At 59.8% G+C, this 25,955-nt stretch carries 27 protein-coding genes and 2 pseudogenes; 17 read left to right on the forward strand and 12 right to left on the reverse strand.

All coding sequences use genetic code 11. From position 1 onward, the window contains the following. Window positions 1-368 precede the first annotated feature (368 nt). From IB245_RS26245 to IB245_RS26260, 4 genes are all read left to right on the forward strand, one after another. The gene (locus IB245_RS26245; RefSeq protein WP_192229156.1) at window positions 369-1,310 is read left to right on the forward strand and encodes a fatty acid desaturase; all 942 of its coding nucleotides are present in this window, start codon (window positions 369-371) and stop codon (window positions 1,308-1,310) included. A 150-nt stretch (window positions 1,311-1,460) separates the two neighbouring features. Continuing rightward, window positions 1,461-2,252 carry a phosphate/phosphite/phosphonate ABC transporter substrate-binding protein gene (locus IB245_RS26250; RefSeq protein WP_192229126.1) on the forward strand — a complete coding sequence of 264 codons (792 nt, stop codon included), beginning with the start codon at window positions 1,461-1,463 and terminating at the stop codon, window positions 2,250-2,252. Between the two features lie 220 nt (window positions 2,253-2,472). Continuing rightward, window positions 2,473-3,006 carry a sigma-70 family RNA polymerase sigma factor gene (locus IB245_RS26255; protein WP_192229127.1) on the forward strand — a complete coding sequence of 178 codons (534 nt, stop codon included), beginning with the start codon at window positions 2,473-2,475 and terminating at the stop codon, window positions 3,004-3,006. Beyond that, the gene (locus IB245_RS26260; RefSeq protein ID WP_192229128.1) at window positions 3,003-4,016 is read left to right on the forward strand and encodes an ABC transporter substrate-binding protein; all 1,014 of its coding nucleotides are present in this window, start codon (window positions 3,003-3,005) and stop codon (window positions 4,014-4,016) included. Before IB245_RS26255 ends, IB245_RS26260 begins: the two co-directional genes overlap by 4 nt. A gap of 120 nt (window positions 4,017-4,136) precedes the next feature. Here the strand turns inward: IB245_RS26260 and gstA are convergent, their stop codons facing one another. Further along, complete coding sequence (gene gstA, locus IB245_RS26265; protein WP_192229129.1) at window positions 4,137-4,739, reverse strand: glutathione transferase GstA; 603 nt, start codon at window positions 4,737-4,739, stop codon at window positions 4,137-4,139. A gap of 99 nt (window positions 4,740-4,838) precedes the next feature. Here gstA and IB245_RS26270 point away from each other — a divergent pair, with 99 nt between their 5' ends. The 3 genes and pseudogenes from IB245_RS26270 to IB245_RS29485 form a co-directional block, all read left to right on the forward strand. Further along, on the forward strand, window positions 4,839-5,711 hold the full coding sequence (locus IB245_RS26270) for a LysR family transcriptional regulator (RefSeq protein ID WP_192229130.1): 873 nt from the start codon (window positions 4,839-4,841) through the stop codon (window positions 5,709-5,711). A 512-nt stretch (window positions 5,712-6,223) separates the two neighbouring features. Then, window positions 6,224-6,895 (forward strand): annotated as a pseudogene (locus tag IB245_RS29480) (PAS domain-containing protein); the annotation flags it as partial. A 111-nt stretch (window positions 6,896-7,006) separates the two neighbouring features. After that, window positions 7,007-7,438, forward strand: a pseudogene (locus IB245_RS29485) (methyl-accepting chemotaxis protein); the annotation flags it as partial. 92 nt (window positions 7,439-7,530) lie between these two features. Here the strand turns inward: IB245_RS29485 and IB245_RS26280 are convergent. The 3 genes from IB245_RS26280 to IB245_RS26290 form a co-directional block, all read right to left on the reverse strand. Beyond that, complete coding sequence (locus IB245_RS26280) at window positions 7,531-8,094, reverse strand: hypothetical protein (RefSeq protein ID WP_192229132.1); 564 nt, start codon at window positions 8,092-8,094, stop codon at window positions 7,531-7,533. A 158-nt stretch (window positions 8,095-8,252) separates the two neighbouring features. Beyond that, complete coding sequence (locus IB245_RS26285; RefSeq protein ID WP_192229133.1) at window positions 8,253-8,885, reverse strand: glutathione S-transferase family protein; 633 nt, start codon at window positions 8,883-8,885, stop codon at window positions 8,253-8,255. Window positions 8,886-9,025: 140 nt separating this feature from the next. After that, entirely contained in the window at window positions 9,026-10,057 is a 1,032-nt protein-coding gene (locus tag IB245_RS26290; RefSeq protein WP_192229134.1) for a LacI family DNA-binding transcriptional regulator, read from the reverse strand. A 215-nt stretch (window positions 10,058-10,272) separates the two neighbouring features. Here IB245_RS26290 and IB245_RS26295 point away from each other — a divergent pair, with 215 nt between their 5' ends. The 3 genes from IB245_RS26295 to IB245_RS26305 all read left to right on the forward strand — a co-directional run bounded on the left by IB245_RS26295 (window position 10,273) and on the right by IB245_RS26305 (window position 12,889). After that, a complete protein-coding gene (locus IB245_RS26295) occupies window positions 10,273-10,806 on the forward strand; it encodes a gluconokinase (protein WP_192229135.1) in 534 nt (177 codons plus the stop codon). Window positions 10,807-10,888: 82 nt separating this feature from the next. Continuing rightward, on the forward strand, window positions 10,889-12,241 hold the full coding sequence (locus IB245_RS26300; RefSeq protein ID WP_008038555.1) for a GntP family permease: 1,353 nt from the start codon (window positions 10,889-10,891) through the stop codon (window positions 12,239-12,241). 360 nt (window positions 12,242-12,601) lie between these two features. Next, window positions 12,602-12,889, forward strand: coding sequence for an Ig-like domain-containing protein (locus tag IB245_RS26305; protein WP_192229136.1), 288 nt, complete (start codon window positions 12,602-12,604; stop codon window positions 12,887-12,889). Between the two features lie 99 nt (window positions 12,890-12,988). Here IB245_RS26305 and alaC read toward each other — a convergent pair whose 3' ends face one another. Then, window positions 12,989-14,206, reverse strand: a complete 1,218-nt coding sequence (gene alaC / locus IB245_RS26310) for an alanine transaminase (protein WP_008038550.1) — start codon at window positions 14,204-14,206, stop codon at window positions 12,989-12,991. A gap of 140 nt (window positions 14,207-14,346) precedes the next feature. Between alaC and IB245_RS26315 the strand changes: the two genes are divergently transcribed. The 3 genes from IB245_RS26315 (at window position 14,347) to IB245_RS26325 (ending at window position 16,146) form a co-directional block, all read left to right on the forward strand. Further along, complete coding sequence (locus tag IB245_RS26315) at window positions 14,347-15,009, forward strand: LysE family translocator (RefSeq protein WP_192229137.1); 663 nt, start codon at window positions 14,347-14,349, stop codon at window positions 15,007-15,009. Window positions 15,010-15,075: 66 nt separating this feature from the next. Beyond that, on the forward strand, window positions 15,076-15,561 hold the full coding sequence (locus IB245_RS26320; RefSeq protein WP_192229138.1) for a GyrI-like domain-containing protein: 486 nt from the start codon (window positions 15,076-15,078) through the stop codon (window positions 15,559-15,561). 96 nt (window positions 15,562-15,657) lie between these two features. After that, window positions 15,658-16,146, forward strand: a complete 489-nt coding sequence (locus tag IB245_RS26325) for a GNAT family N-acetyltransferase (RefSeq protein ID WP_192229139.1) — start codon at window positions 15,658-15,660, stop codon at window positions 16,144-16,146. 133 nt (window positions 16,147-16,279) lie between these two features. On the opposite strand, the gene IB245_RS26330 is transcribed toward IB245_RS26325, so the two are convergent. Next, a complete protein-coding gene (locus IB245_RS26330) occupies window positions 16,280-16,885 on the reverse strand; it encodes a pyridoxamine 5'-phosphate oxidase family protein (RefSeq protein ID WP_192229140.1) in 606 nt (201 codons plus the stop codon). 7 nt (window positions 16,886-16,892) lie between these two features. Continuing rightward, window positions 16,893-17,378 (reverse strand): GNAT family N-acetyltransferase, encoded by a 486-nt coding sequence (locus IB245_RS26335; RefSeq protein ID WP_192229141.1) that lies wholly within the window; start codon window positions 17,376-17,378, stop codon window positions 16,893-16,895. A 141-nt stretch (window positions 17,379-17,519) separates the two neighbouring features. Between IB245_RS26335 and IB245_RS26340 the strand changes: the two genes are divergently transcribed. The 3 genes from IB245_RS26340 to IB245_RS26350 all read left to right on the forward strand — a co-directional run bounded on the left by IB245_RS26340 (window position 17,520) and on the right by IB245_RS26350 (window position 19,641). Beyond that, complete coding sequence (locus tag IB245_RS26340; protein ID WP_008038540.1) at window positions 17,520-17,945, forward strand: YybH family protein; 426 nt, start codon at window positions 17,520-17,522, stop codon at window positions 17,943-17,945. A 67-nt stretch (window positions 17,946-18,012) separates the two neighbouring features. Further along, window positions 18,013-18,357, forward strand: coding sequence for a YciI family protein (locus IB245_RS26345; protein WP_008032567.1), 345 nt, complete (start codon window positions 18,013-18,015; stop codon window positions 18,355-18,357). Window positions 18,358-18,405: 48 nt separating this feature from the next. Further along, window positions 18,406-19,641: an RNA polymerase sigma factor gene (locus IB245_RS26350; protein ID WP_192229142.1), complete on the forward strand. Its 1,236-nt coding sequence runs from the start codon at window positions 18,406-18,408 to the stop codon at window positions 19,639-19,641. A 125-nt stretch (window positions 19,642-19,766) separates the two neighbouring features. Here the strand turns inward: IB245_RS26350 and IB245_RS26355 are convergent, their stop codons facing one another. Continuing rightward, entirely contained in the window at window positions 19,767-20,621 is an 855-nt protein-coding gene (locus IB245_RS26355) for a LysR family transcriptional regulator (protein ID WP_008032563.1), read from the reverse strand. Between the two features lie 90 nt (window positions 20,622-20,711). Between IB245_RS26355 and IB245_RS26360 the strand changes: the two genes are divergently transcribed. After that, on the forward strand, window positions 20,712-21,149 hold the full coding sequence (locus tag IB245_RS26360) for a multidrug/biocide efflux PACE transporter (protein WP_192229143.1): 438 nt from the start codon (window positions 20,712-20,714) through the stop codon (window positions 21,147-21,149). A gap of 46 nt (window positions 21,150-21,195) precedes the next feature. Here the strand turns inward: IB245_RS26360 and IB245_RS26365 are convergent, their stop codons facing one another. The 4 genes from IB245_RS26365 to IB245_RS26380 form a co-directional block, all read right to left on the reverse strand. Further along, entirely contained in the window at window positions 21,196-21,918 is a 723-nt protein-coding gene (locus tag IB245_RS26365; RefSeq protein WP_008038533.1) for a TylF/MycF/NovP-related O-methyltransferase, read from the reverse strand. After that, on the reverse strand, window positions 21,915-22,781 hold the full coding sequence (locus IB245_RS26370) for a hypothetical protein (protein WP_008038531.1): 867 nt from the start codon (window positions 22,779-22,781) through the stop codon (window positions 21,915-21,917). Before IB245_RS26370 ends, IB245_RS26365 begins: the two co-directional genes overlap by 4 nt. Before the next feature lie 254 nt (window positions 22,782-23,035). Continuing rightward, the gene (locus IB245_RS26375) at window positions 23,036-24,649 is read right to left on the reverse strand and encodes an inorganic phosphate transporter (RefSeq protein ID WP_192229144.1); all 1,614 of its coding nucleotides are present in this window, start codon (window positions 24,647-24,649) and stop codon (window positions 23,036-23,038) included. Between the two features lie 229 nt (window positions 24,650-24,878). Next, on the reverse strand, window positions 24,879-25,901 hold the full coding sequence (locus IB245_RS26380) for a transporter (protein ID WP_192229145.1): 1,023 nt from the start codon (window positions 25,899-25,901) through the stop codon (window positions 24,879-24,881). Between the last annotated feature and the right edge of the window lie 54 nt (window positions 25,902-25,955).

Consider the following 25,955-nt stretch of genomic DNA (forward strand, 5'->3'; position numbering starts at 1 on the left):
AAAGAACGGGCGGCCGGGGATAGGTGTATACCTGATCTCACATCCCGTATGAGTGGAGTACGTATCATGGCCAAAGGCATGGATTCAAAAAAAGCAGCGAAGAAGAAACCGGCGAAAACCGCCGATGAAAAACGCGCGGACAAGAAGGCCAAGAAGGTGGGTGTGTTCGGCCATTAAGCTGTAAGCATGAAACGCACGCCCCCCTGTAGGAGCCGGCTTGCTGGCGATTCAGACCACTCGGTGTGTCAGGCAGACCGCGTTGCCTGAATCGCCAGCAAGCCGGCTCCTACAGACAGCGAAAAAATAATCTGCAAGATTTCCCGATGCCATTGCACAGAAGGGGACTGGTCCCCGATCTGAGCAACGCCATGCCCCATTACTTCGATAGTGCCCACCGAGAAGAAATCGAAACCCTGCGCCAGCGCCTGACCGCTCGCACCGAGTGGCCGACCTGGTTGCTGCTGATCGGCGTGTATGGCGGCTGGTTCGGCATCATGCTGGCCAGCAATCGATTGGGTGTCTGGTGGAGCACGTTGCTGCTGATTCCGCTGGTGGTGCTGTGGTTGTCGGTGCAGCACGAATTGCTTCACGGTCATCCCACCCGCTGGACCACGCTGAACAAAATCCTCGGTTACGCACCGTTCGCCGTCTGGTACCCCTACACGTTGTATCGCGACAGCCATCTGCTGCATCACCGCGACGAAGACCTGACCTTGCCGGGCATCGATCCGGAAAGCCGTTACCTGAGTGCCGAGCGGTGGCAGGGCAGTTCCGTGTTCGAACAGAGCCTGCATTGGTTGAACAAAACCGTACTCGGACGCTTCATCATCGGTGCGCCGCTGGCCTTGCTGGCGCTGGCGCGCGAAGAACTGCAGCGCTTGAGATCGGGTGATCGACAGGCCTGGTTGATGTGGCTGACCCACGGCGCACTGACCGTGTCGATGTTGCTGTTCATCGCCCATTACAGCGTGGTGCCGGTGTGGCATTACCTGTTGCTGATCAGCGTGCCGGCGCTGTCGATTGCAATGATCCGCTCCTACTATGAGCACCGTCCCCATGCGCAACCCGAGCAACGCACCGTGCTCAATGAAGCTGGCTGGCCATGGCGCTGGCTGTTCCTGAACCTGAATTTTCATCTGGTGCATCACGACTTGCCGGGTCTGCCCTGGTACGACTTGCCCCGCGCCTACCACGCGCGCCGCGAGCAATGGGTGGCGCGCAGCGGCGGCTTTCTGGTGCAGGGTTATGCTCAGTTGTGGCGTGAGAACGGGATAAAGGCGATCGACAGCCCGAAACACCCCTTCCACTGATTGCCAACGCATCCCCTTGTAGGAGCCGGCTTGCTGGCGATAGCGGTGTGTCATGTTGCATTGACGGGACTGACACACCGCCATCGTCGGAACGCCGCCCGCAGCAAGCCGGCTCCTACACGGGGAATTTTGTTGTATGGGAAGATTTTGATGACTCAACACATCACCGAATTACTGATGTACGTCGCGCCCGAACCCATCCGCCAGGCCAACGAGCGTTGGCTGACGCGAATCCTCGAACGTCTGGGCGCCACCCGCCGCAACGCCGATGGGCTATCGCTGATGGACCTGTGGCTGGCCCCGCAGTTGCTGCTGACCCAAACCTGCGGCTATCCGCTGATGACCGCATTGCGCGGCCAGGTTCGGGTTATCGGCCGGCCTCGTTACGAACTGCCGGACAGCAGCGGCGGCAACCATTGCAGCCTGCTGTTGAGCCGTGTCGATGATTCACGCCGGACCTTGCCCGCGTTTTTCGGCAGCCGTGGCGTGATCAACGGCGAAGACTCCAACAGCGGCATGAACCTGCTGCGTCAACGACTCGCGCCGTTGCACCGCGACGGGCAGTTCTTCGCCAGCGTCGGCATCAGCGGCAGCCACCGCGAGAGCCTGCACTGGCTGCGTGAAGATCAAGCCGACCTCGCCGCCATCGACAGCGTGACCTTCGCCTACCTGGCGCGGCACGCCGAAGAGGAAGTGGCGGGATTGCGCGTGGTGGTGCGTAGCGCGTTCAGCCCGACCTTGCCGTATATCACCGTTGCGACGGCGACCGATGAACAGGTGGAGGCGCTGCGGCAGGTGATGAACGAGACGCTGCGGGAATTGCCCGATGTCGCCGAAATCCTCGGGTTGCACGAGGTGTTGCCGGCCGGCGAGAGCGACTATCAGGTTGTTCTCGATTATCAGCAGGAAGCCGAGGCGTTGGGGTTTGGGCGGTTGCGTTGACTGGAGATTTTTCGCGGGCAAGCCCGCTCCCACAGTGGAATGCATTCCAAATGTGGGGGCGGGCTTGCCCGCGAAAGCGGTTGCAAAATCACCATTAATCTCAAATTCAATAATGGAATATAAAAATGCATTTTAAGTATTATTAAAGAATAAGGCTCCTTGCTAGGATTCGCCTCACCGGACCACCGGACATTCAGCGACCCTAACCCTTGGAGCCTCTATGTCCGGCACCGACGTATCCCATCGAAACGACGTGGGCGGATTGTTCCGCGCCCATTACCCTTGGCTGTGCACTCGGTTGCGCCAGTTTCTCGGGGCCAGTTCCAGCGTCGAAGACATCGCCGCCGAGACCTTCGTGCAACTGCTCGAATCGCCGGGTCTGACCCCGATCCGCGAGCCCCGCGCCTTGCTCACCACCATCGCCCGCCGGTTGATTTATCAGCTCTGGCGCCGTCGCGATCTGGAGCGTCAGCACCTCGATCAACTGCAACACCTCGATCAGCCCCAAGCGTCCTCGCCCGAGGAATTGCTGCAACTGACCCAGGCGTTGCACCGCCTCGACCGAACGCTTGAGCGTTTGCCGGGCAAAGTCCGGGCGACGTTCCTGTTGTCGCGCATCGATGGCCTGACGTACCCGCAAATCGCTGCCGAACTGGGCATTTCCCAGCGCTCGGTCAGCGTCTACATGACCCGCTCCCAAGCGTTGTGCGCCCAGCACAGCGCCAATGAACCCTTGCACCAGAGGTCCGCATGAAATCGATCAAAACCCTGCTCGGCAGTTCGCTGCTGGCCCTGAGCCTTGTGGCGACCCACGTTCCCGCTGCGGAACAAACCAAGCCGATCCACTTCGGTGACATCACCTGGGAAAGCGGCAGCCTGATCACCGAGATCCTGCGGCTGATCGTCGAAAAAGGTTACGGCTACCCGACCGACACTTTGCCGGGCAGCACCGTCAGCCTCGAAGCGGCATTGGCCAAGAACGACATTCAAGTGATCGGCGAAGAGTGGGCCGGGCGCAGTCCGGCGTGGGTCAAGGCGGCGTCGGAAGGCAAAGTGTTCGGGCTGGGCGACACCGTCAAAGGCGCCACCGAAGGCTGGTGGGTGCCGGAATACGTGATCAAGGGCGACCCGGAGCGCGGGATCAAACCGCTGGCGCCGGAGCTGAAATCCGTCGCCGATCTGGCGCGCTACAAAGACGTGTTCCGCGACCCCGAAGACCCGAGTCGCGGGCGTTTCCTCAATAGCCCGACCGGCTGGACTTCGGAGATCGTCAACAGTCAGAAACTCAAGGCCTACGACCTGACCACCAGCTTCGTCAACTTCCGCACCGGCTCCGGCGCGGCGCTGGATGCCGAAGTGGCTTCGTCGATCCGTCGCGGCAAACCGGTGTTGTTCTACTACTGGTCACCGACGCCGCTATTGGGTCGCTTCAAACTGGTGAAACTCGAAGAGCCGCCGTTCGACGCCGAAGCCTGGAAGACCCTGGCCGATGCCAACAACCCAAGCCCCAAAGGCACGCGCTCGATGCCGGCGAGCCTGGCGATCGGCGTGTCTGCACCGTTCAAGACGCAGTATCCGGACTTGGTGTCGTTCTTCGAGAAAGTCGATTTCCCGATCGATCTGCTGAACCAGACGCTGGCGCAGATGAGCGAAAAACGCCAGCAACCGCGTCAGGTGGCGGAAGCGTTTTTGCGCGATCAACCGCAGATTTGGAAGGGGTGGGTGCCGGGTGAGGTGGCGACGAAAGTGAGTTCGAGCCTGTAAATTCTCCCGCGTCTGTTAGACCGCTTTCGCGAGCAAGCCCGCTCCCACATTGAACCGAGTTCATCCTGTATGAATGCGATCAAATGTGGGAGCGGGCTTGCTCGCGAATGGTCTCAAGACCTACACCAACTCCACGGCCAACGCCGCTTTCACCACCGGGCGCAAATCAACCCGCGCCTGAAACCGCATCAACGCCGGCCATTCATTCAAATCTATCGCAAACAACGGCGCCCACCGCAGCACCGTAAACAAGTAAGCATCCGCCACGCTGAACCCACCCGCCAGCAGATAATCCTGGCGCTCCAGCGTCTGACACAACACCGCAAAGCGCTTGTACAACTTCTCCCTGATCAGCGCTTTCACCTCCTCGGGGAACTGCGCGTTGAACAGCCAACCCAGCCCGCCATGAATCTCCGTCGAAACGAAATTCAGCCACTCCTGCAACCGCACTCGCTCGAACGTTCCGTTCACGGGCGCCAGGTTCGCCTCGGGTCGCAGGTCCGCCAGGTATTGCAGGATCGCCGGGCCTTCAGTCACCACGTCACCGTTGTCGAGTTGCAGCGCCGCGACGTAACCCTTCGGGTTGATGGCGAGGAAATCGGCACCGTTCGCGGTCCGTTTGGTGCGGTTATCGACGCGGATCAACTCGAACGGCAGGTCCAGTTCACGCAGCACAATGTGCGGTGCCAGCGAGCAGGCTTGAGGGGCGTAATACAACTTCATCGGCAGGGCTCTGGTTGGGGATTTGCGCCAGTGTCATAGTGCGCGGCGCCCTCGGTAAAATTAATCTTTCAGAAAACTGCCATAAGGAAAGCTACTGCCATGATGAATCTGATGCACTGGAGAATGGTGGTGGCAGTGGCCGATACGGGCAACATTACCCGCGCGGCCGAGCGGGTCGGCATGACCCAGTCAGGCGCGAGCCAAGCGTTGGCGCTGATCGAAGAAACCCTCGGCGTGCAGCTGTTCACTCGGGAGAATCGCCAAACGCTGCCGACCGCTATCGGCCTGCCGGTCATCGAGCAGGCCCGGACCATGCTCGGCGCCCTGGAAAACATCCGCAGCACCGTCGATGCCGCGAAAGACATCCAGCGCGGGACGATTCGCCTGGCGAGTTTTCCCATGGTGCTGGCAACCTTTCTGCCGCCGCTGCTGCGCACATTCAGCCGGCTTTACCCCGGCATTCAGGTGGTCGCGCTGGAAGTCAGCGACGATGAAGTGGAAGCACTGCTCGGCGCCGGCCTGGTGGATGTGGGTGTGGTGCTGAACCCGGCGCCGGAGCGCAATGCCGGGCGTTTGGGGCGCGATGCCTGGGTCGCGGTGTTGCCCGGCGGCCATCCCTTGGCACGCCGCTCGATTGAACAAGGCGTCACCCTCGCGGAGTTGGCAGACCAGCCGTTTGTGCTGGCCACGGGCGGCTGTTCAACCAACGCCCGCAGCCTGGCCGCCGATGCCGGTCTGCAATTGCGCGACGTTCGGGTCGAGGTCCGCGAGTGGAGCAGTGCGTTCACGCTGGTGCGCGAAAACATCGGTATCACCCTGGTGCCGGAAATGACCTTGCCCAGCCATCTCCAGGGGCTGCGTGTGGTGCCGGTCAAACCGCGTATCGATCGTGAGTTTGCCTTGGTGGTCGCCGCAAACAAACAACCCTCGGCAGCGGTGCAGGCGTTGTTGAGCATGCTGGCTGAACACTGAATCAAGCTGAACCGTTTTTGTCCTCAATACTGGCCGACTAGTGGCCTTGCAAGCCTATTGCGGCTGGCTATGCTCAGTCCTGACGAACCATGTCGGTCGCCATGTGAAGGCTGGCATGCATGCTTCAGAGTGCGCACCCCAAGGCACCGATGCGAGCGGCAAGGAGTTTTACGATAAAGGGAGTTACTTATGAAAACGTTAGGGCTGGCCCGGTCCCGGGCTATCAAGAGACGGATGTCTTGATAAGAGCGTTGCCACATGGACTCTCCGATTCAACATCATTGATCACCTGACAATTCCTCCCGTGGAGGAATGCGTGTGCCTGTTCCATGGAACGTTGTGGTGGATACGTTGAAAGACCGAAGAACTTTCATCAATCAAACGACCGCGCTTAGGGTGATACGACCATGTTTAACCTACATCACAAGGCTGACCTGCAGGAAATCGAGCGCTACAGCTGTGCGCTGACCGAGGCCAACGCCAAGTTGGCGGCCGTCAGTCGTTCGATGGCGATGATTGAGTTCACCCCTGACGGCATCGTGCTCGATGCCAACGATAACTTTTGCAAAGCCATGGGTTACAGCGCCGAAGAAGTGCGCGGCAAACATCACCGGATCTTTTGTGAGGAAACGTTTTATCGCAGTGAGGCCTACGCCAAATTGTGGCGTGACCTGGCCCGTGGCGAGCCGATCAGCGGGACTTTCCTGCGCTTGAACAAGGGCGGCAAGGAGATCTGGCTCGAAGCCAGTTACATGCCGGTTTTCGGTGCCGACCGGCAAGTCAGCAGTGTGATCAAAGTCGCCACCGACATTACGGACAGGGTGAACAAGGAACACGAAAACGAAAGCATGCTCGCGGCAATCGGTCGTTCGATGGCGGTGATCGAATTCACCCCCGCTGGCAATGTAATCACCGCCAATGAAAACTTCCTGAAGACCACGCATTACGCGCTCAACGAAATCGTCGGCCAGCATCACAGCCTGTTTTGCCACCGCGCCGAAGCCGAATCGCCGTCTTACAAAGGATTCTGGGCTTCACTGAATCGCGGCGAATATCACTCGCACCGTTTCGAACGCAGAGACAAGCACGGTCATACGATTTTTCTCGAAGCGTCCTACAACCCGTTGTTCGACGCCAAGGGCCGTTTGTACAAAGTGGTGAAGTTCGCCAGCGACATCACGCAGCAAGTGACCACGCTGCAAACGGCTGCGGAGTCGGCCCACAGCACTTCGGTGCAGAACGACGCCTGCGCGCAGAAGGGATCTCAGGTGGTGCAGCAGACGGTGCAGATCATCCAGGACATTTCCAGGGACTTGAACGAAGCGGCGCTGAGTATCGATGCGGTGAGCAAACAGTCCGACATCATCGGCACCATCGTTCAGACCATTCGTGGCATCGCCGACCAGACCAACCTGCTGGCGCTCAACGCGGCCATCGAGGCGGCGCGGGCCGGGGAACACGGCCGAGGGTTTGCCGTGGTGGCGGATGAGGTTCGCAGCCTCGCGGCACGCACGAGCCAGGCGACGCTGGAGATTGTCGACGTGGTGCGCAAAAACCACGATTTGTCGTTGAGCGCGGTGTCGAGCATGCAGTCGAGCTTGAGCCGCACCGGTCTTGGGGTGGAACTGGCGAACGAGGCGGGGGAGGTGATCCTGGAAATCCAGCAAGGCTCGCGGCATGTGGTGGATGCGATCAGCCAGTTCAATTCAACGCTGCAATTGAATTGAAACGCTGACCTGTAGGAGCCCGGCTTGCCGGCGATGGCGATCTTGCGGACGCCATCGCCAGCAAGTTGGCTCCTACAGAAGCATCCGCGTGGTCAGAGCGATGCGAGGAACTTGTCGACCACCTGGGCGCCGCTTTTCTCACTGCTGCTGCCGTTTACTTTCTCGGCCTGCGCCAGTTTTATCTTGTCCTGCAGACGCTCGGCAATCTCTTTACCGACCGCCAGTTGTTTCTCCGGCGGCATGGCTTTCAGGTCTTCTTCGGTAATCCCCATCTCCTTCAGAATACTGTCGCGCAATCGCTGTTCCGGGGTTTTGCTCATGTAGTCCTTGAAGTCGGCCATGGCGGTGCTTTCACCGGCCTTTGGCACTGTCGAGGCTTCGGTGGCTTGCAGCGCGACACGGGTCTTGGCGAACGCTTCATCGACGTTGTCGCTGATTTTATTGGCGGCGTTGACCTGTTCCGTGGCGAGCTTGGAAGCAGACGCCAGGACCTTCCCATCGTTCTTCACGTTTTGCAGCTGGATATTGTTTTGCACGCTCTGCATCAACACGGCTTGCAGGCCACCTTGAAGACCCGCAGCGGCGTCCGCCGTCGGTTCGTCGCCCGGCTTTTTGGGAAGCGGCGTCACTAGGTTTTGCTTTGCACTGACCAACATGATGAGTAGACCTTGTAGGTGTTTGCGGTGCAGCGACTTGAGCAATTAGCGTGCCTAGGCAATAAAACCCAGTATTTTCAATTGGTTATGTTTTTGCTTGAGCAGAAAACGAAAGCGTTGCGGTCAACCTTTGCCGCCCGACGGCAGAGGTCGACCGATCAAGGCAGGCCGTTGCAGCCGTGTTTGAGGAACCCGGGGCGTTGCGCCAGGCGTTGGAAATATTCGTCGATGGCCGGGAAATCCGGTCGTTCCATCGGCGTCATCAGCCAACGGTTGACTGACAGCCCGATGACGATATCGGCCAGCGTGAACCGTGGCCCGGCAACATAGGCTTTGGTGGTCGCGAGCTGATGCTCGAGGATACCCATCTTTTGATTCCAGCCGCGCAAGCCCGTGGCAATCCGGTGCGCGTCCTGGAACTCCGGGTCTTTGCGTACCAGTGCCGTGAACGCGTAGCTCCAGGACGAATTGAGATCGGTGGCTTGCCAATCCATCCACTGCTCCACCCGGGCGCGCGCTGCCGGTTCGTGTGGCAGCAATTCTGCGTGCGGGTGTTTGCCGGCCAGGTAACGGCAGATGGTATTGGACTCCCACAGCACGCCGGCCTCATCGATGATCACCGGCACCTGTGCGTTGGGGTTGAGCCGGACAAATTCGGGACTGTGGGTCGACGCATACCCGCTGCCCCAATCCTCGCGTTCGTAGGAAAGGCCCAGCTCGTCGCAGGTCCACAGGACTTTTCTGACGTTGATGGATGAGGCTTTGCCGAGAATCTTCAGTGCATGTTCCATGGAGCTGCTCCTTTAGCGATTCGATGCTTCCGGAAGATCAGAATACCTCTGTAGGAGCCGGCTTGCTGGCGATGGCATCACCGCGTTGAATCTGACGGACCGAGGTGATGCCATCGCCAGCAAGCCGGCTCCTACAGGTGTTACGTGCTTTCGCGCACCTTCAATTCGAACCCCATGTCCTGCACCGGTTTCGCCACGGTGTTGCCCGCCATCAACGTCAGCATCTGCTCTGCCGCGCGCCGGCCAATCGCCTCGCGCGGGGTGTTGATGCTGCTCAGGCGCGGGACCATGTGCGCCGAGGCCGGCAGGTCGTTGAAACCGAGGACCGCCACTTGTTCGGGGATTTTGATTCCGCAGCGCATCGCTTCCAGCAGCGCGCCCTGGGCCAGGTCGTCGTTGCCGAAGAAGATCGCATCGACGTCAGGATGACTGGCGATCAGTTGCAGGAACAGCTCGCCGCCCAGACCGACGGAGGAGGCGCGGGGCGTCAGCACTTCCAGATCCGGGTCATACCGACCAGCCTTTTGCAGGGCTTTGCGAAACCCTTCGCCGCGCAGCAACGTGCGCTGATCCAGTTGCGCACCGATGTACGCCAGACGCTTGCGACCGCGGGACAGCAAATGCTCCGCCGCCGTTTCGCCGGCCGCCAGTTGCGAGAAACCCACGCAATTGAGGCCCGCAGCGCTGTCGAGTTCCATCATATACACGCAGGGAATATTGCTCGCCTCGATCATCCGCCGCGAACTTTCGGTGCGATCAAACCCGGTCAGCAGCAAACCGCGTGGCTGATAGGCCATGTAATTGCGCAGCAGGTTTTCTTCTTCATCGCGCGAGTAATGGAAGTTGCCGATCAGCACTTCGAAGCCCTTCGGTCGTAAAACCTGATGAATGGCTTCCAGGGTGTCGATGAACAGCAAGTTGGACAGCGACGGCACCAAAACCACCACGGAATGGCTCTGGGCCGAGGCTAACGCTCGGGCGGCGGGGTTGACCACGTAGTTGAGTTCAAGCGCGGCTTTCTGGACTTTTTCCACCAGTTCGGTGGCCACCGTGCTCACGCCGCGCAAGGCGCGGGAGGCGGTAATCGGGCTGACGCCGGCCAGTCGGGCTACTTCATTGAGGGTAGGACGGCCAGTGGTTCGCGTATTTTTATCGTTTTTAGAAGAGGTCATCGGGCGGCTTGCCAAACAAAATTCAAGGCACTAAGGTAGCGCTGTCCCGATGCAGCTGCAAATGCGTAAGCGAGTTTTGCCTGAACCTCGCTTTTCGGCGTCCGGAACGAACATGCTGCAACCCACAAAAATGACAAGAAGGCGTCGGCAACTTCTACTTTTCGTCTAGTGTCATAACTGGCAAAGGTAGCGCTGTCTGCGCGCTGAGGTGTTACATGAATCATCCCATCACCGCCCTGGTCATCATGGGCGTTGCCGGTTGCGGCAAGACCTGCGTCAGCGAAGCCTTGTGCCAGCTCAGCGGCGCGACTGCCATTGAAGGCGATACTTTCCACCCTGCCGCCAATATCGAAAAGATGAGCGCGGGTATCCCCCTGAACGACGACGACCGTGCCGGCTGGCTCGACAGCCTGTGCGATGAACTGCGCCGCGTTGATGCCACGGGCCAGCGCCCGGTGTTGACCTGCTCGGCCCTCAAACACAGTTACCGCGAAGTTTTGCGCAGCGCCTTGCCGGGCCTGGGCTTTGTGTTCCTTGAGCTCACGCCTGAAGTGGCGGCCGATCGTGTCTCCCATCGGCCGGGCCATTTCATGCCGTCGACCCTGATCGACAGCCAGTTCGCCACCCTTGAATCCCCGGTTGGCGAGCCGCTGACCCTGGCCCTCGACGCCTCGAACCACAGCGTCGACCAGTTGGCGAAGCAAGCCCACGCCTGGTGGCTGGAACACGGCTTGAAACGCGCCGGTTAAATTTTGCTTGAAGAGATAGCGCTGTCCTTATGGCTTTCGAATTACCCGTTTTAATAACAACAACAACCAGGAGACACCCCTAATGTTTGGCATGTCCCACGAGACGTTCCTGCTGCTCGATGCAGTGGTCACGGTGATCGGGCTTATCGTCTTGATCACCAAGTTCAAATTTCACCCGTTCATTGCCCTGATCATTGCGGCAGCCTTTCTCGGGCTGACTTCCGGCATGCCGATCGGCACCATCATCAAGGCGTTCCAGGACGGCTTCGGTGGCGTGCTCGGTTTCGTCGGCATCATCCTCGCGCTGGGCACGATGCTCGGCAAAATGATGGCCGAGTCGGGCGGGGCGGATCAGATTGCCCAGACGCTGATTCGCGCGTTCGGCAAGGACAAAGTGCAGTGGGCAATGATGTTCGCCGCGTTCCTGGTCGGCATTCCGCTGTTCTTCGAAATCGGTTTTGTGCTGCTGATCCCGCTGGTGTTCATCGTCGCCCGGCGTACCGGCGTGTCGATCATCAAGATCGGTATCCCGCTGCTGGCCGGTCTGTCTGCCGTGCACGGGCTCGTTCCGCCGCACCCGGGTCCGTTGCTGGCCATCGGCGTGTTCGGTGCCGACATCGGCAAGACCATTCTTTACGGCCTGATCGTTGCGCTGCCGACGGCCATCATCGCCGGCCCGATCTACGGCACCTTCATCGCCAAATACATTCCCGGCCATCCCAACCAGGAGCTGGTGGATCAACTGGCGCGTGAGAACGATTCTGCCGATCTCCCGAGCTTCTCCATCACCTTGATCACCGTGCTGTCGCCGGTGTTCCTGATGCTGCTCAAGACCTTTGCCGACGTAGTGCTGCCGGACGGCAACTTCTTCCGCACCTTCATGGACCTGATCGGTCACCCGATCTCGGCCCTGCTGCTGGCGTTGCTGCTGTCGCTGTACACCTTCGGTTACAAGCAGGGCATTGGCTCCAACCAGATGCTCAAATGGCTGGATGCGAGCCTCGCGCCAACCGCCGCGATCATCCTGATCATCGGTGCCGGTGGTGGCTTCAAGCAGATGCTGGTGACCAGCGGCGTGGGTAATGTCATCGGCAACATGGCGGTGGCTGCGCAAATCTCGCCGATCCTGCTGGCGTGGCTGGTGGCGGCGGTGATCCGTATCGCGACCGGTTCGGCGACCGTGGCGACCATTACTGGCGCAGGCATCGTGGTGCCGGTGGTGGGGATGATTCCGGGTGTGAACCGTGAGCTGCTGGTGCTGGCGACCGGCGCCGGTTCGTTGATCCTGTCTCACGTCAACGACGCGGGTTTCTGGCTGGTGAAGCAGTACTTCAACATGACCGTAGCGGAAACCTTCAAGACCTGGACGGCGATGGAAACCATCCTGTCCGTGGTTGGCCTGGGCTTTATCCTGCTGCTGTCGTTGTTCGTCTAAGCAACACCGCAACGCTTGTGTAGGAGCCGGCTTGCTGGCGATAGCATCGACTCGGTCAAGAAGTTAAACCGAGTCGCCTGCTTCGCCAGCAAGCCGGCTCCTACATGGATTGTCGAACCTCCGTAGACGCTGGTTTCGATCATTACCGATAACAAAAAACCGCATTTATGCGGTTTTTTTATGGGCAGGAATCTGCGACAAGCCACATTTTTTGGGTACCGATGACGCAACCGCTTGTCGGAACTGTCATTTCTCACAGGTAGACGCCCCGCATAGACACGTCGAACATCCCTTCTTGAAAGGAGCGCCAGTCACGGGTTCCTGTTTGATCGTTGAATCATGGATGAGGAGCAGACTGCTATGAGCACGCCTATTTTTGAGAAACTCGAGATTATCCTTCCTGTTGAAGGTGCTGAGGAAAGTCTAAGACCAACGTTTATTGGGACGGCGACCGTCGGGGGGAAGGTAACTGTTGTGCTACATGACGGAAAGTTGCTGGGTACGGCTGTCGTGCTGTCTTCAGGTCAATGGCAAGTGACTTCACCTTCTCCGTGGGAAAAAGAGGAATACCAAGTCAAGGCTAGACAAAACGTGGAGGGCGTCGATTCGGAGTGGACAGAATTGCGGACCTTTACGGTTGTCGGCTAGCCGTTTGCTTTCAGGGACAGGTTTTTTCCAATAACGCCTGAAGACAATTGAATCGAATCGGGAGCGGACACGGACGTGGCCGCTCCCGAGATTGTTTCTCTAGCCGGTGGTTTTGCTTACCAGCCCATCCGCCCTGAACATCCCGCGAATCCCGCGCACGGCCTGACGAATCCGGTCCTGGTTTTCGATCAGCGCGAAGCGCACATGATCATCCCCATATTCCCCGAACCCGACACCCGGCGAGACGCAGACCTTGGCTTCGGCGAGCAGTTTCTTGGCGAATTCCAGCGAGCCAAGGTGCGCATACGCTTCGGGAATCTTCGCCCAGACATACATCGACGCTTTCGGATTCTCGACCATCCAGCCCAGTTCATGCAGGCCTTTGACCAGCACGTTGCGCCGCTGCCGATACTGCTCGGCGATGTCTTTCACGCACTGCTGATCGCCTTCCAGCGCCGCAATCGCCGCGACTTGCAGCGGTGTGAAGGTGCCGTAGTCGTGGTAGCTCTTGATCCGCGCCAGGGCGTTGACCAGTTCCGGGTTGCCGACCATGAAACCGATGCGCCAGCCTGCCATGTTGTAGCTCTTGGACAGGGTGAAAAACTCCACCGCAATGTCCTTGGCGCCCGGCACTTGCATGATCGACGGGGCTTTCCAGCCGTCGTAGACGATGTCGGCGTAGGCCAGGTCATGCACGACCAGTACGTCGTACTGTTTGGCGAGGGCGATCACCCGTTCGAAGAAATCCAGCTCCACGCACTGCGCGGTGGGGTTGGACGGGAAGCCGAGAATCATCATCTTCGGTTTCGGAATCGAGCCGCGAATCGCCCGTTCCAGTTCGGCGAAGAAGTCCACGCCCGGAATCAGCGGCACCGAACGCACCTGGGCGCCGGCAATCACGGCACCGTAGATGTGAATCGGGTAGCTCGGGTTCGGCACCAGCACGGTGTCGCCCTGGTCTAGGGTGGCGAGCATCAAGTGCGCCAGGCCTTCCTTGGAACCGATGGTCACGATGGCTTCGCTTTCCGGGTCGATGTCGACCTCGTAGCGTTCCTTGTACCAGTTGGAAATTGCCCGGCGCAGACGCGGAATGCCCTTGGACGTGGAATAACCGTGGGTGTCTTCGCGCTGGGCGACGGTGACGAGTTTTTCGACAATGTGCGGCGGCGTCGGGCCGTCGGGATTGCCCATGCTCAAGTCGATGATGTCTTCGCCACGACGACGGGCGGCCATCTTCAGCTCGGCGGTGATGTTGAATACGTAAGGGGGGAGTCGATCTATGCGCGCAAAGCGGCGCGGCGAACCTTGTTCGGCCATTGTTGCCTCGGATAACGTAAGCGCCCGGAACCGTCCGAGCGACGCTGGTCACTGCGGTGACCTGTGGCGGAATGTAAGGGCAGCTGTGGCAGACTGTCCAGCCTCCACGTAAATAATTTTTTTCCGAAGGAAATCGGTCGATGGAATTTAGCAGCGGCTTTCTGCTGAGCCTTTCTCTGTGCCTGGACATCGGCGTAGCCAACATCGCGATGATCACGCTGGCCATGCAGCGCGGCTATTTTCAAGGCTTTGCGCTGGGGTTGGGCACCTGTGTCGGCGACCTGATCTACGCCGTGCTGGCCTTGGCCGGCATGACCGTTTTGCTGCAATACGAAACCGTGCGCTGGGTGTTGTGGATTGGTGGTTCGGCGTTGCTGATCTATTTCGCGGCGAAGATGATCTATTCGGCGATCCACCATGAGGCGCTGTTGGCCGAGACCGCCGACGTGGGCCACAACTCGCACCGCAAGGAGTTCTTTCGCGGGATCTTCCTGGCCATGTCGTCACCCAGCGCCATTCTCTGGTTCGCAGCGGTGGGCGGCACGCTGATCGCGCGGTCTGGCGGTGGCGGGGCGCTCAGCTCGGCATTGTTCCTCGGCGGATTTCTCTGTGCCGGACTGTTGTGGTCGGCAGGCCTGTGCTTCGCCGCGAGCCATGGCGGCAAGTTGCTGGGCGACAAGCTGTTGCGTTATTCGTACATGGCATCGGCGGCGATCTTCTGCTATTTCGCGGTGTACGTGATCCTATCGGGGTACAACGAGTTTATTGGCGCTGGCGCGGTCGAGGCATTGCATACGCTGTAATTGGGCGAATCGGGTTTGGCTTCTATACTCCTAGCCGAACCCACTTTTTGTACCAGGAGCCGAGTCATGGATGATAAAAATAGCGTCGAAATCCCGGGTCCACGCTTCGAACATGGGCACTTCCTGCTCATTGCGGGGCTTGGTGGACGGTTTACTCAGCAAACCACCCAGGGCATTCCAGCGCTCTGGGAAAAATTCATTCCGCACATCGGAAACGTTCCGGGCCAGAAGGGCGAAGTGACCTACGGCGTGTGTTGCAATTTCGATGGCAAGGGCGGCTTCGACTACATCGCCGGCGTCGAGATCAGCAAGCTCGACGACTTGCCGGATCAGTACCGCTGGGTAGAAGTCCAGCCTCAGCTGTACGCGGTGTTCGAGCATAAAGGGCCGCTGGATGCATTGCCGCAGCTGTTTCAGCACATCTTCGGCACCTGGCAACCGCAGTCCGGGCATGAAGTGTTGGATGCTCCGGAATATGAGCGCTACAGCGAAGACTTCAACCCGAAGCTCAACACCGGAAAACTGGAAATCTGGGTGCCGATCAAAGCGTGAAGTGTACGTCGGGAGGCGGATCAACGATGCGCCTCTCGATGTCATGCCCAGGCTGATTTATGATCCCCAGCCTTTCTCCGCTGATTCCGAGCCGCCATGAACACCGTCATCCGCCACGTCACCCCCGCTGACCTGGACCGCTGCTACGCCATCGAAACCGTTGCCTACGAAGGTGACGAAGCTGCCACCCGAGAAAAAATCGCCACGCGCATCGCCACCTGGCCTGAAGGTTTTATCGTCGCCGAAGTGGACGGCGTTGTAGCCGGTTTCATCAACTCCGGTGCTGCGTTTCAGGTGGAAATGTCGGACGAAGCGTTCAAGGAACTGATCGGCCACGACCCGGCCGGCCCGCACGTGGTGATCATGTCGGTGGTGGTGCATCCGGATTATCAGGGGCAGGGCTTGGCGAAACGTCTGATGGGCGAGTTCATCGAGCGCATGCGTGCGCTGGGCAAGACCAGCATCAACCTGATGTGCAAGGAGCGGCACATTCCGCTGTACGCCGGGTTCGGATTTGCCTACATCAAACCTTCCGCATCGGACCATGGCGGAATGGCGTGGCATGAGATGGTGTTGGCGCTCTGATTGATGCGGTGTGGTGTGAAATGCTTTCGCGGGCAAGCCTCGCTCCTACAGGTTTGGTGTGCTCCTGAATTCACCATGAACCTGTAGGAGCGAGGCTTGCCCGCGAAGGCAATCCAAAAGTCGCCACATCGATCTAATAAAGACTGTCCCGCACCCTCACCGGCGCTTCCCGGTCATACGTCTCAGCATCAAACTGCCCATCATTCAACCGCTTGTGAAACGCCCCCGCCGTCGGCAGCGCCGAGCGATCCAGGTGCTTCTCGGGGTTCCACAAATCCGAACGCACAATCGCTTTCGAGCAGTGAAAAAACGCCGCCTCCACCGTCACCAGCATCACCGTGCGCGCCGATTTGCCGTTGACCGCGAAGCTTTCCAGCAAGGCCGGCTCATTGCTGATCTGCGCTGCGCCGTTGACCCGCAAGGTTTCGCCGATCCCCGGGATGATGAACAACAGCGACACCCGCGGATCGAACACCACATTGCGTAGCGTGTCGATGCGGTTGTTGCCCGGGCGATCCGGGATCGCCAGGGTGCGCTCATCGATGATTCGCACGAAACCCGGTGTGTCTCCGCGCGGCGAGCCGTCCAGGCCGTCGGGGCCGACCGAGCTGATGATCACCAGCGGCGAGGCGCGAACCATCGCTTGATAATCCTCGTTCAGAAAGGCGATTTGCTTGCGCACCGCGCGTTCGTGGGGTTGGCCGTAAATTGCTTCCAGTGCTTCGATGCTGTCGAGCATAACCACCTCAGAAAATCAGCCCCATCCGCCGTTCGTAACCGATCCGGCCCTTGTAGGCCTCGCCGCTGTCGACCCAGCCGAATTTTGCATACAGCGCGATGGCTGCTTCGTTGTCCGCATCCACCGACAACTCCAGCCCCCGTATTTCCGGAAACGCCTGACGCGCGACCTCCGGTAAGGCTTGCAGGCAGGCCTTGCCATAACCTTTGCCCTGTTGACGCTGATCGACTTGCAACGCATGCAGGGTGGCGCTGTGTTCGTCGGCCCAGGCCGGCAGCACTGGCGGGCGTTTGAGCAGCAGGAAAGCCACCGGGACATTCTCGACCAGCAGGGCAAATCCTTTGACGCCGGGGCCGGGTTTGGACAGCAGGGTGTGCAATGCACCGTGGATGTCACCGGAGAACTTGATCTGTTCCTGATGAACTTCGATGGCCTCCACCTCCTGGCGCTGCTTCGCGTTCAGGCTTTCGTAAGGCACGAGTCGGGTTGTCACTGGAGTGTCCTTTTTCCAACAGAAATGAGCCTCGGATTCTAGCGAGTTTGCGCCCATGGATTATTTTTAATTTGACTGTCGATCTGGCGTCTTGCCGGACGACTAAGGGTGTCTTCACAACAAAAAACACGGAGAACCACCATGAACGCTACCCACGAAATCCAGGCCCTGATCGACAGTTATCGTCAGGCGGTCATCACCAAGGATCTCGAGAAAATCATGGCGTTGTATGCCGAGGACATCGTCTCCTATGACGCGGTCAAGGCCCTGCAATTTCGCGGCAAGGCGGCCTACCGCGCGCATTGGCTGGAATGCATGGAAATGTGCCAGGGCCCGCACACCTTTGATTTTGACCAGATGAACATCGTGGCCGACGAACACATCGCCTTCGCCCATTGGCTGGCCCATTGCGGCGGCACCAACGAGAAGGGTGAAACCCAGGCCTGCTGGATGCGCGTGACCGGCTGCTATCGGCGCGAGGCCGGGCAATGGCGCATCGTCCACGAACACTGGTCGGCACCGTTCGACATGACGAGCGGCACCGCGCTGTTCGGTCTGCAGCCCTGATCGTCGGGAAGTGCCCCCCACGCGCCAAACTGCAGCCATAGTTGATCAGTTCGATCCGGAGAGCCCCATGAAGTATTTATGCCTGGTCTACAGCAACGAACAGGAGTTGCACTCGCTGCCCGAAAGTCCCAATGACGCCGAGTGCATGGCCTACGCCGAATCGATCCAGGGCAGCGGCCGCATGCTCGCCGCCGAAGCGCTGGAGTCGGTGCAGACCGCGACCACCGTGCGCATGCGCAACGGCAAAGTGTCGATCACCGACGGCCCGTTCGCCGAAACCAAGGAGCAGTTGGCCGGCTTCTACCTGATCGACGCCAAGGACCTCAATGAAGCTCTCCAGGTTGCCGGCAACATTCCGGCGGCCCGGGTCGGCTGTGTCGAGGTGCGACCGGTTCGTCAATTGAATCCCTGATAAGGAGGTTTGCGTGGTGATGTGGGTGATTGAAGGCCATCGGCACTGATGGCTGACGTGTCGGTCAAGGCTCGGGTCGAGCAGGTTTACCGCGAAGACTCGCGGCGAATCCTCGCGACCCTGATCCGTTTGCTCGGTGATTTCGATCTGGCCGAGGAGGCCCTGCACGAGGCTTTTTTCATCGCGGTCGAGCGTTGGCAGCGTGACGGTGTGCCGGACAATCCGCGTGCCTGGCTGGTGTCCACCGGACGCTTCAAGGCCATCGACGGCTTGCGTCGGCGCGCGCGCTTTGCCGCGTCCCGGCCGATGCTGATCGCGCAACTGGAAGCGCTGGAGCAGGCCGACTGGAGTGACGAAGACGTGGAAGACGATCGCCTGCGTTTGATCTTCACCTGTTGTCACCCGGCACTCGCGGCGGATGCTCAAGTGCCGCTGACGTTGCGCGAAGTCTGCGACCTGACCACCGAAGAAATCGCCCGGGCGTTTCTCTCGGCACCGGCCACCATTGCCCAGCGCATCGTGCGCGCCAAGGCGAAAATCCGCGACGCGAAAATCCCTTATCAGGTGCCGACCCTGGCGGAATTGCCCGAGCGTCTCGACAGCGTGCTGCGGGTGATTTACCTGGTGTTCAACGAAGGTTACTCGGCGTCCATCGGTGCTGAACTGACTCGCGAGGATCTGACCCGCGAGGCCATCCGGCTCGGCCGATTGGTCATGGAATTGCTGCCCGAACCCGAAGTGATGGGCCTGCTGGCGCTGATGCTGTTGCATGAGTCACGACGCCCGGCGCGAACGTCGGCGAGTGGCGAGCTGATTGTGCTGGATGAGCAGGACCGTACGCTGTGGGATGCCGGGTTGATTGCCGAAGGGTGCGCGCTGATTGCGCGGGCGTTGACCTCGCGGCGATTCGGGCCTTACTGCCTGCAAGCGGCGATTGCGGCGGTGCATGCCGAAGCGCCGACGGCGGGGGAGACGGACTGGGCGCAGATTGCGGGTTTGTATGATGTGCTGTTGGCGGCGGTGCCTTCGCCGGTGATTGAGCTGAATCGCGCGGCGGCGATCGCTAAACGGGATGGACCGTTGGCGGGGTTGACGTTGGTTGAAGGGATTCTGAATCGCGGCGAATTGCTGGATTACCACCTGGCGCATTCGGCGCGGGCGGAGTTTTGTCGGCAGTTGGGCAGGGTGGACGAGGCGCGGGCGGCGTATGAGCGGGCGTTGGAATTGACGCGGCAGGTGCCGGAGCGGCGGTTTATCGAGGCTCGGATCAAGGCGTTGGAATGAGGTGATTTGGCGGGTCCCATCGCCAGCAAGCCGGCTCCTACAGTAGATCGCGTCGGTCACAAAATTTGCGGACGCCACCCATCCCTGTAGGAGCCGGCTTGCTGGCGATAAGGTCCGCAGGACCTTCATTCCAACATCTTGCCCAACAACCAACTCCCCGCCGGCCCCGGCGGATGCAGCCGCGACCACAGCGCATCGACGAACAGCGGCTTCGGCCACCCTCGCACGTTCAACTCCTGCAACGTCCCGGCATCAAACCGCCCCACCAGCCATCGCGGCAACGGCGCCCAACCGAATCCACCCTGAGCCATTTCCAGCAGCATCAAATAGCTCGGTGCCGACCACACGCGTCCCTTCGCCCGGCTTTCATACGGATTGACGATGGTCGCCAGACGCAGCTCCCGATGCTGCTGCAACAGCTCCTGATCGATTCCTGTCAGGGTCGCCAACGGATGCTCACGGGACACGAACAAAGCGATTTCCGTTCGCTCCTGCACCGTCGAACTGACCAGGTCCGGCGGGTAACTGTCCTGCTGCTCGGCGAACGCCACATGCGCCCGACCGCTTTGCACCAGCGCCACCAGGTCATCGCATTCGGCGATCAGGCATTCGAGTTCCAGGTCCGGGTAACGCTGCTCGAACGCACTGAGCGCCGCTTCGAAACGGTCGGACTGATAGGTGTCGGAAATCGCCACGGTCAGCTTCGGCTCGACACCCTGAGAGAGTTGGCTGGCGGTCATTTCCAGGCGGCTGGTGGCCGCGAGGATTTCCTCGGCCCGTTGCAGCATCACGTGCCCGGCCGGCGTCAGTGTGGGCTTGCGGCTGCTGCGGTCGAACAACACCAGATTCAGATCGATCTCCAGGCTTGCCACCGCAGCACTGATGGTCGACTGACTGCGCCCCAGTTTGCGCGCCGCCGCGGAAAACGAGCCTTGGGTCGCCGCTTGCACAAACGCTTGCAACACTTCTTGAGAGGCCATGAACTATCGCCTTGATCGATGGTTATTGGTTATGAAGTATCGGCGTGAGGATGGATCATGGCAACCACAGTCACTCAGGGAGTTCTGCTCATGAACGCCAACAAATCCATCACTGAACGTATTTTCCAGGCCATCGGCTTTGAACTGCTGGCCATCGTGATCTGCACCCCGTTGCTGGCGTGGATCATGGACAAGCCGATGCTCGACATGGGCGTCGTCACCGTTGTCATTGCGGCACTGGCCCTGGCCTGGAACGTGATTTTCAACGGGATTTTTGACCGCGTGCTGACGCGATTCGAGATTGCGCACAACGCCTGGACGCGAGTCGTTCATGCGTTGCTGTTTGAAGGCGGGTTGGTGGCGGTCGGTGTGCCGCTGATTGCCTGGTGGCTCAACGTCAGCCTGTGGCAGGCGTTCTTGCTGGATATCGGGGTGTTGCTGTTTTTCCTGCCGTACACCTACGTTTACCACTGGGTGTATGACGTAGTGCGCGAACGAATGGTGATGCGCGAGTCTTGCGAAACCTGAAAACAAACCCTGTAGGAGCCAGCAAGCTGGCTCCTACAAGGGAGCGTTAGACGTGGAAGTAGCCTACGCAGCTATCGAACGGCAGACGCTTGAGCTCGATCTTGTTCAGATCCAGCACTTCACGCAGGGCCTTGGTTTCGCCCGGGAAGTTGCGGTAAGCGACTTCGTCCAGCACCACGATGGCGCCTTTTGGCATGTACGGCAGGAAGGTTTCCAGCGCGACTTTGGTCGATTCGTACAGGTCGGTGTCGAGGATCAGCATGGCCACGACCAGGTCCGGACGGGTCTTGACCCACTCCGGTACGGTCTTGACGATGTCGCCCTTGACCAGTTCGCAACGCGGGATGCGGTTGACCGGGCGCAGCAGGTCGTTGGCGTCGATCATGTCCTGGATCAGCGACTGGTCGGTGTCGGCGAACATGGTCTCGTTGACGTCGGCCGGGTCTTCTTTCTTGTCGATGCTCTGGAAGCCTTCGAAGGTGTCGAAGCCCACGATCGAACGGTTGATCGCGTACGGTTCCAGGATCATCGACAAGTGCATGTACAGCATCAGCGAGTTGCCCTTGTACACGCCGCACTCGATGATCGCGCCCGGTACTTCAGCGACTTTCTTGAACAGTTCCATACGCGACAGTGCAGCGGTCACGCCGATGCGGTTGGCGAAGACGAACGGTGCGTCGGCCACGTACTCGGCATCGACCCGTTTCAGAACGTTGGCACGGGTTTCGTTGTACTGGGCCTCGGCAGGCGTGATGCGACGCTTGGTCATGCTTCGATTCCTTGGAAATTAGAAAAGTCGTGGGCGTGGAAATAGTCTTTGAAACCTGCGCCGACGTCAGGGCAGGCGCTGTCGACGTTGATCGCGCCGCGCTTGTGCTTGAGGTCGTCGAGGTGCATCAGGCGGAAATCCACGCTGAAACGGGTTTGTTGCGTGTAGTTGGGCACCGTGCCGTGCAGGTGTGAGCCCGAGAAAACCAGCATCTCGGCGGTGTTGCCGGCGATGCGAATTTCGGACGCGGTGTTGATCGCTTCGGTGGGCACCGGGTGCTGGCGTGCCTCTTCCTTGACGTTGTCCTTGGCGCGTTGACGTTGTACGCCAATCCAGTCCGACAGGCTCCATTGCGCCGAGGTGTTTTTCACCGGGGCATCGAAGTAGGCCGGGTTGATCATCATGGTCTGGTCAGGCTGGATCGTGTAGACCGGCATCCAGGTGTTGATCTGGCAATCTACGCCGCCGTACCAGGTATCGCGATGCGGCTTGTAGGCATAGCTGACGCCCGCATGCAGGTAGTCGTAGTTGGGCACGACGCGGATGCGCGGTACGTCGAAGATGAATTCTTCGGGGGCGGCACCGATCTCTTCGGTGAAGCTGCGAATCAGTTCTTTGGCACGCAGGCTGTTGGTGAACTGGCCCTTGAGGCGCGTCACCAGTACGACGAACTCTTCCACCGGCATCAGCGTGTGCAGCGCCTGGTGGTTGGTCTCGCCGTCGAAGGCAGCGGTGATGCTTTCCTGGGCGAACGCGCACAGCTCTTTGGCGGCGCGCAGTTGTGTGTTCAGGAAGATGTCGCCGCCATAGATGGCTTCTTTGAAGTCAGCTTTGTGTTGAAGCTGATTGATGTACAGATTCACGGTTCCTCTCCTGAATACATCGAGTCTCTTAAGAGTCGGCCACACGTTAGCAAACTGAAGTGCAATCCGGTGGGCGGAGGATCAATAAAAGCGCAATCCCCTGAATTTGCGACGAAAAGCATTCTCCAGACGAAAAAAATCCCCCTGTAGGAGCGAGGCTTGCCCGCGAAGGCGGTGTGTCATTCAACAAATGTTGTCGACTGACACACCGCCTTCGCGGGCAAGCCTCGCTCCTACAGAGGGGAGTGTTGAAACTAGAAGATTTGGGTGAACAACCAGTACAAACTGCCCGACAGCACAATCGCCGCTGGCAAGGTCAACACCCACGCCATCAGCAGATTGCGGATGGTCTTCATCTGCAAGCCGCCGCCGTTGGCGACCATGGTCCCGGCCACCCCTGAAGACAACACGTGGGTGGTCGACACCGGCAGCCCGAACATGTCCGCAGCACCGATGGTCAGCATGGCCACGGTTTCCGCCGAGGCGCCTTGCGCGTAGGTCAGGTGGGACTTGCCGATCTTTTCACCGACCGTCACCACGATGCGTTTCCAGCCGACCATGGTGCCCAGGCCCAGCGCAATCGCCACCGCGATTTTCACCCACAGCGGAATAAACCGCGTCGAATTGTCGATCTGCTGCTTGAACAGTTGCAGCTTGCCGCTGGTGTCGGCGTCGAAGTTGCCGACCTTGTTCTTGTCCATCAGGCGAATGGTTTCGCTGGCCAGATACATGTCGTTACGCACGTTACCCACGGCTTCGGCGGGCACTTTGGACAACGAGCCGTAACCCTTGACCTCGGCGCCGATACGGCCGGTGAGCGCGGCGAGTGCCGGGATCAGTTGCGGCACGGCCTCCTTGCTGCGCACGTAGTCGGACAACACCGCACGCGGGTCGGCCGGTGCCGGCAGCGGCGAGTTTTTCACCAGCGCTTGCTGGGTGACTTCGGCGACGGCGGCGAACTGCAAAGCCTGATCGGCCGGCATGGTGCGGTTCAGCGCATAAGCCATTGGCAGCGTGCCGACCAGAATCAGCATGATCAGGCCCATGCCTTTTTGGCCATCGTTGGAACCGTGGGCAAACGACACGCCGGTGCAGGTCACGATCAGCATGCCGCGAATCCACCACGGTGGCGGCGTGTTGCCTTTTGGCGCCTTGTACAGCGCACGATTCTTGACGAAGGCGCGCAAGGCCAGCAGCAGCAGCGCGGCAAAACCAAAGCCGACCAGCGGCGAGAGCAACAGCGCATAACCGATCTTGGTGGCCTGCGCCCAGTCCACGCCGCTGGTGCCATCGCGGCCATGCATCAGGGCATTGGCCACGCCGACACCGATGATTGAACCGATCAGCGTGTGCGACGACGACGCCGGCAAGCCCAGCCACCAGGTGCCGAGGTTCCACAGAATCGCGGCGATCAGCAGGGCGAAAATCATCGCGAACCCGGCGGACGAACCGACTTGCAGAATCAGCTCTACCGGCAGCAGGGCGATGATGCCGAACGCCACCGCGCCGCTGGACAGCAACACCCCCAGGAAGTTGAAGAACCCGGACCAGGCCACCGCGAAATTCGGCGGCATCGAGTTGGTGTAAATCACCGTGGCCACCGCGTTGGCGGTGTCGTGGAAACCGTTGACGAACTCAAAGCCCAGCGCGATCAGCAGCGCCACGCCCAGCAACAGAAACGGCGTCCAGGTGGTGACCACCGTGCCGAGTTCGCTCATGTCGTGCATCAGGCTGTACGCGGTGAACAGCAGCCCACTGGCCAGCACGCCGAAGAAAATCACCAGGGTGAACAGGCCGGGTTTCTTGTCGAGCTGCGGTCTGGCGCTGCTGGCGGGCGCCTGGGCGGCGGTGTAGGAAGGAGTAGCCATGCCGGACAATCCTGAGGAGGGAAGTGTGTCGGTCATGATCGTTGCTAAATATTACAGGGAGGCTGCGTTGGGTCAGTGTTTGGGTTTTTTGCCGATACCACCGATCCGAACTTGACACCGTCCCTGTAGGAGCGAGGCTTGCCCGCGAAGAACGATAACGCGGTCATTCAGTTAAACCGAGGTGTTCCATTCGCGGGCAAGCCTCGCTCCTACAGAGGAATGTGTTCGCTTAATAATCCTGGCGTTTGCGAAATGCCCAACGCCCTGCAATCACCGTAAACGTCGCGACCAAGGCCACCAGGATCCAGAACCCCTCCGGGTCCTGCGATAGCGGCACGCCCCCCACGTTCATGCCAAAAAAACCGGCAATGATGTTGATCGGCAAGGCCAACACTGTGACCACGGTCAAGGTGAACAGCGTGCGGTTGCTTTGCTCGTTGAGGTTGGCGGCAATCTCTTCCTGCAACAGCTTGATCCGTTCACCCAGCGCCGTGAGGTCGTTGATGATCAGCGCAAACTCCTCGGTGGATTTGCGCAGCTCCTTCACGTCTTCCTTCTGCAACCATTGCGGTGGGCGATTGAGCAGGCGCAGCAACGAGCCCGGCTCCAGCGCCAGCAGCCGTTGCAAGCGCACCAGCACCCGGCGATTGGCGCCCAGCTCTGCGCGGTTGGTCGACAGCCGCGAGGACAGCAATTCATCTTCGATCTGATCGACACTGAGGCTGGTCTTGCGCACGATCTGCGTCAGTACTTCGCCCTGGTCGCGCAGCAAATGCACGAGCAATTCCAGCGGCGAGCGAAAGCGCTCACCGGCCTTCACCGAGGAGCGCAACTTGTCCACCGAGTGCAGCGGTTGCAGGCGCGCGCTGATGATCAGCCGACTGCGCGCGCAGACCCACAGCGTCGACACATCCGAGGAGACCATGCTGCTGAGGTTGAACACCACGTCGTTGACCACCGCCAGCAACGCCGAATCGACATGCTCGATGCGCGTCGAACGTGAGCCTTCATGCAAGGCTTCGAAAAACTCGTCAGGCAATTCCAGATGACTTTTCATCCAGCGCTCGCACGCGGCATGAGCGAGGTTCAGGTGCAGCCAGAGAAATTCGTCGCTGTCGTCCGGTTGTTGCAGGGACCGCAACGCCATGGCCGAATCGATTTCCCGACCGCGTTCACCGGGACGAAAACTGAAACCGTACAGCAGACCGAACAGGTCCGGGTCGCGATGGCTTTGGTCGATGCTGTGGTTCATGAGGTCTCGCTGTGAGGAGGCGGCCTGTCACGGGTTTCACAGGTTCACTTGAGC

This window comes from Pseudomonas sp. PDM02, from assembly GCF_014852285.1.
GTDB classification, from domain to species: Bacteria; Pseudomonadota; Gammaproteobacteria; order Pseudomonadales; family Pseudomonadaceae; genus Aquipseudomonas; species Aquipseudomonas migulae.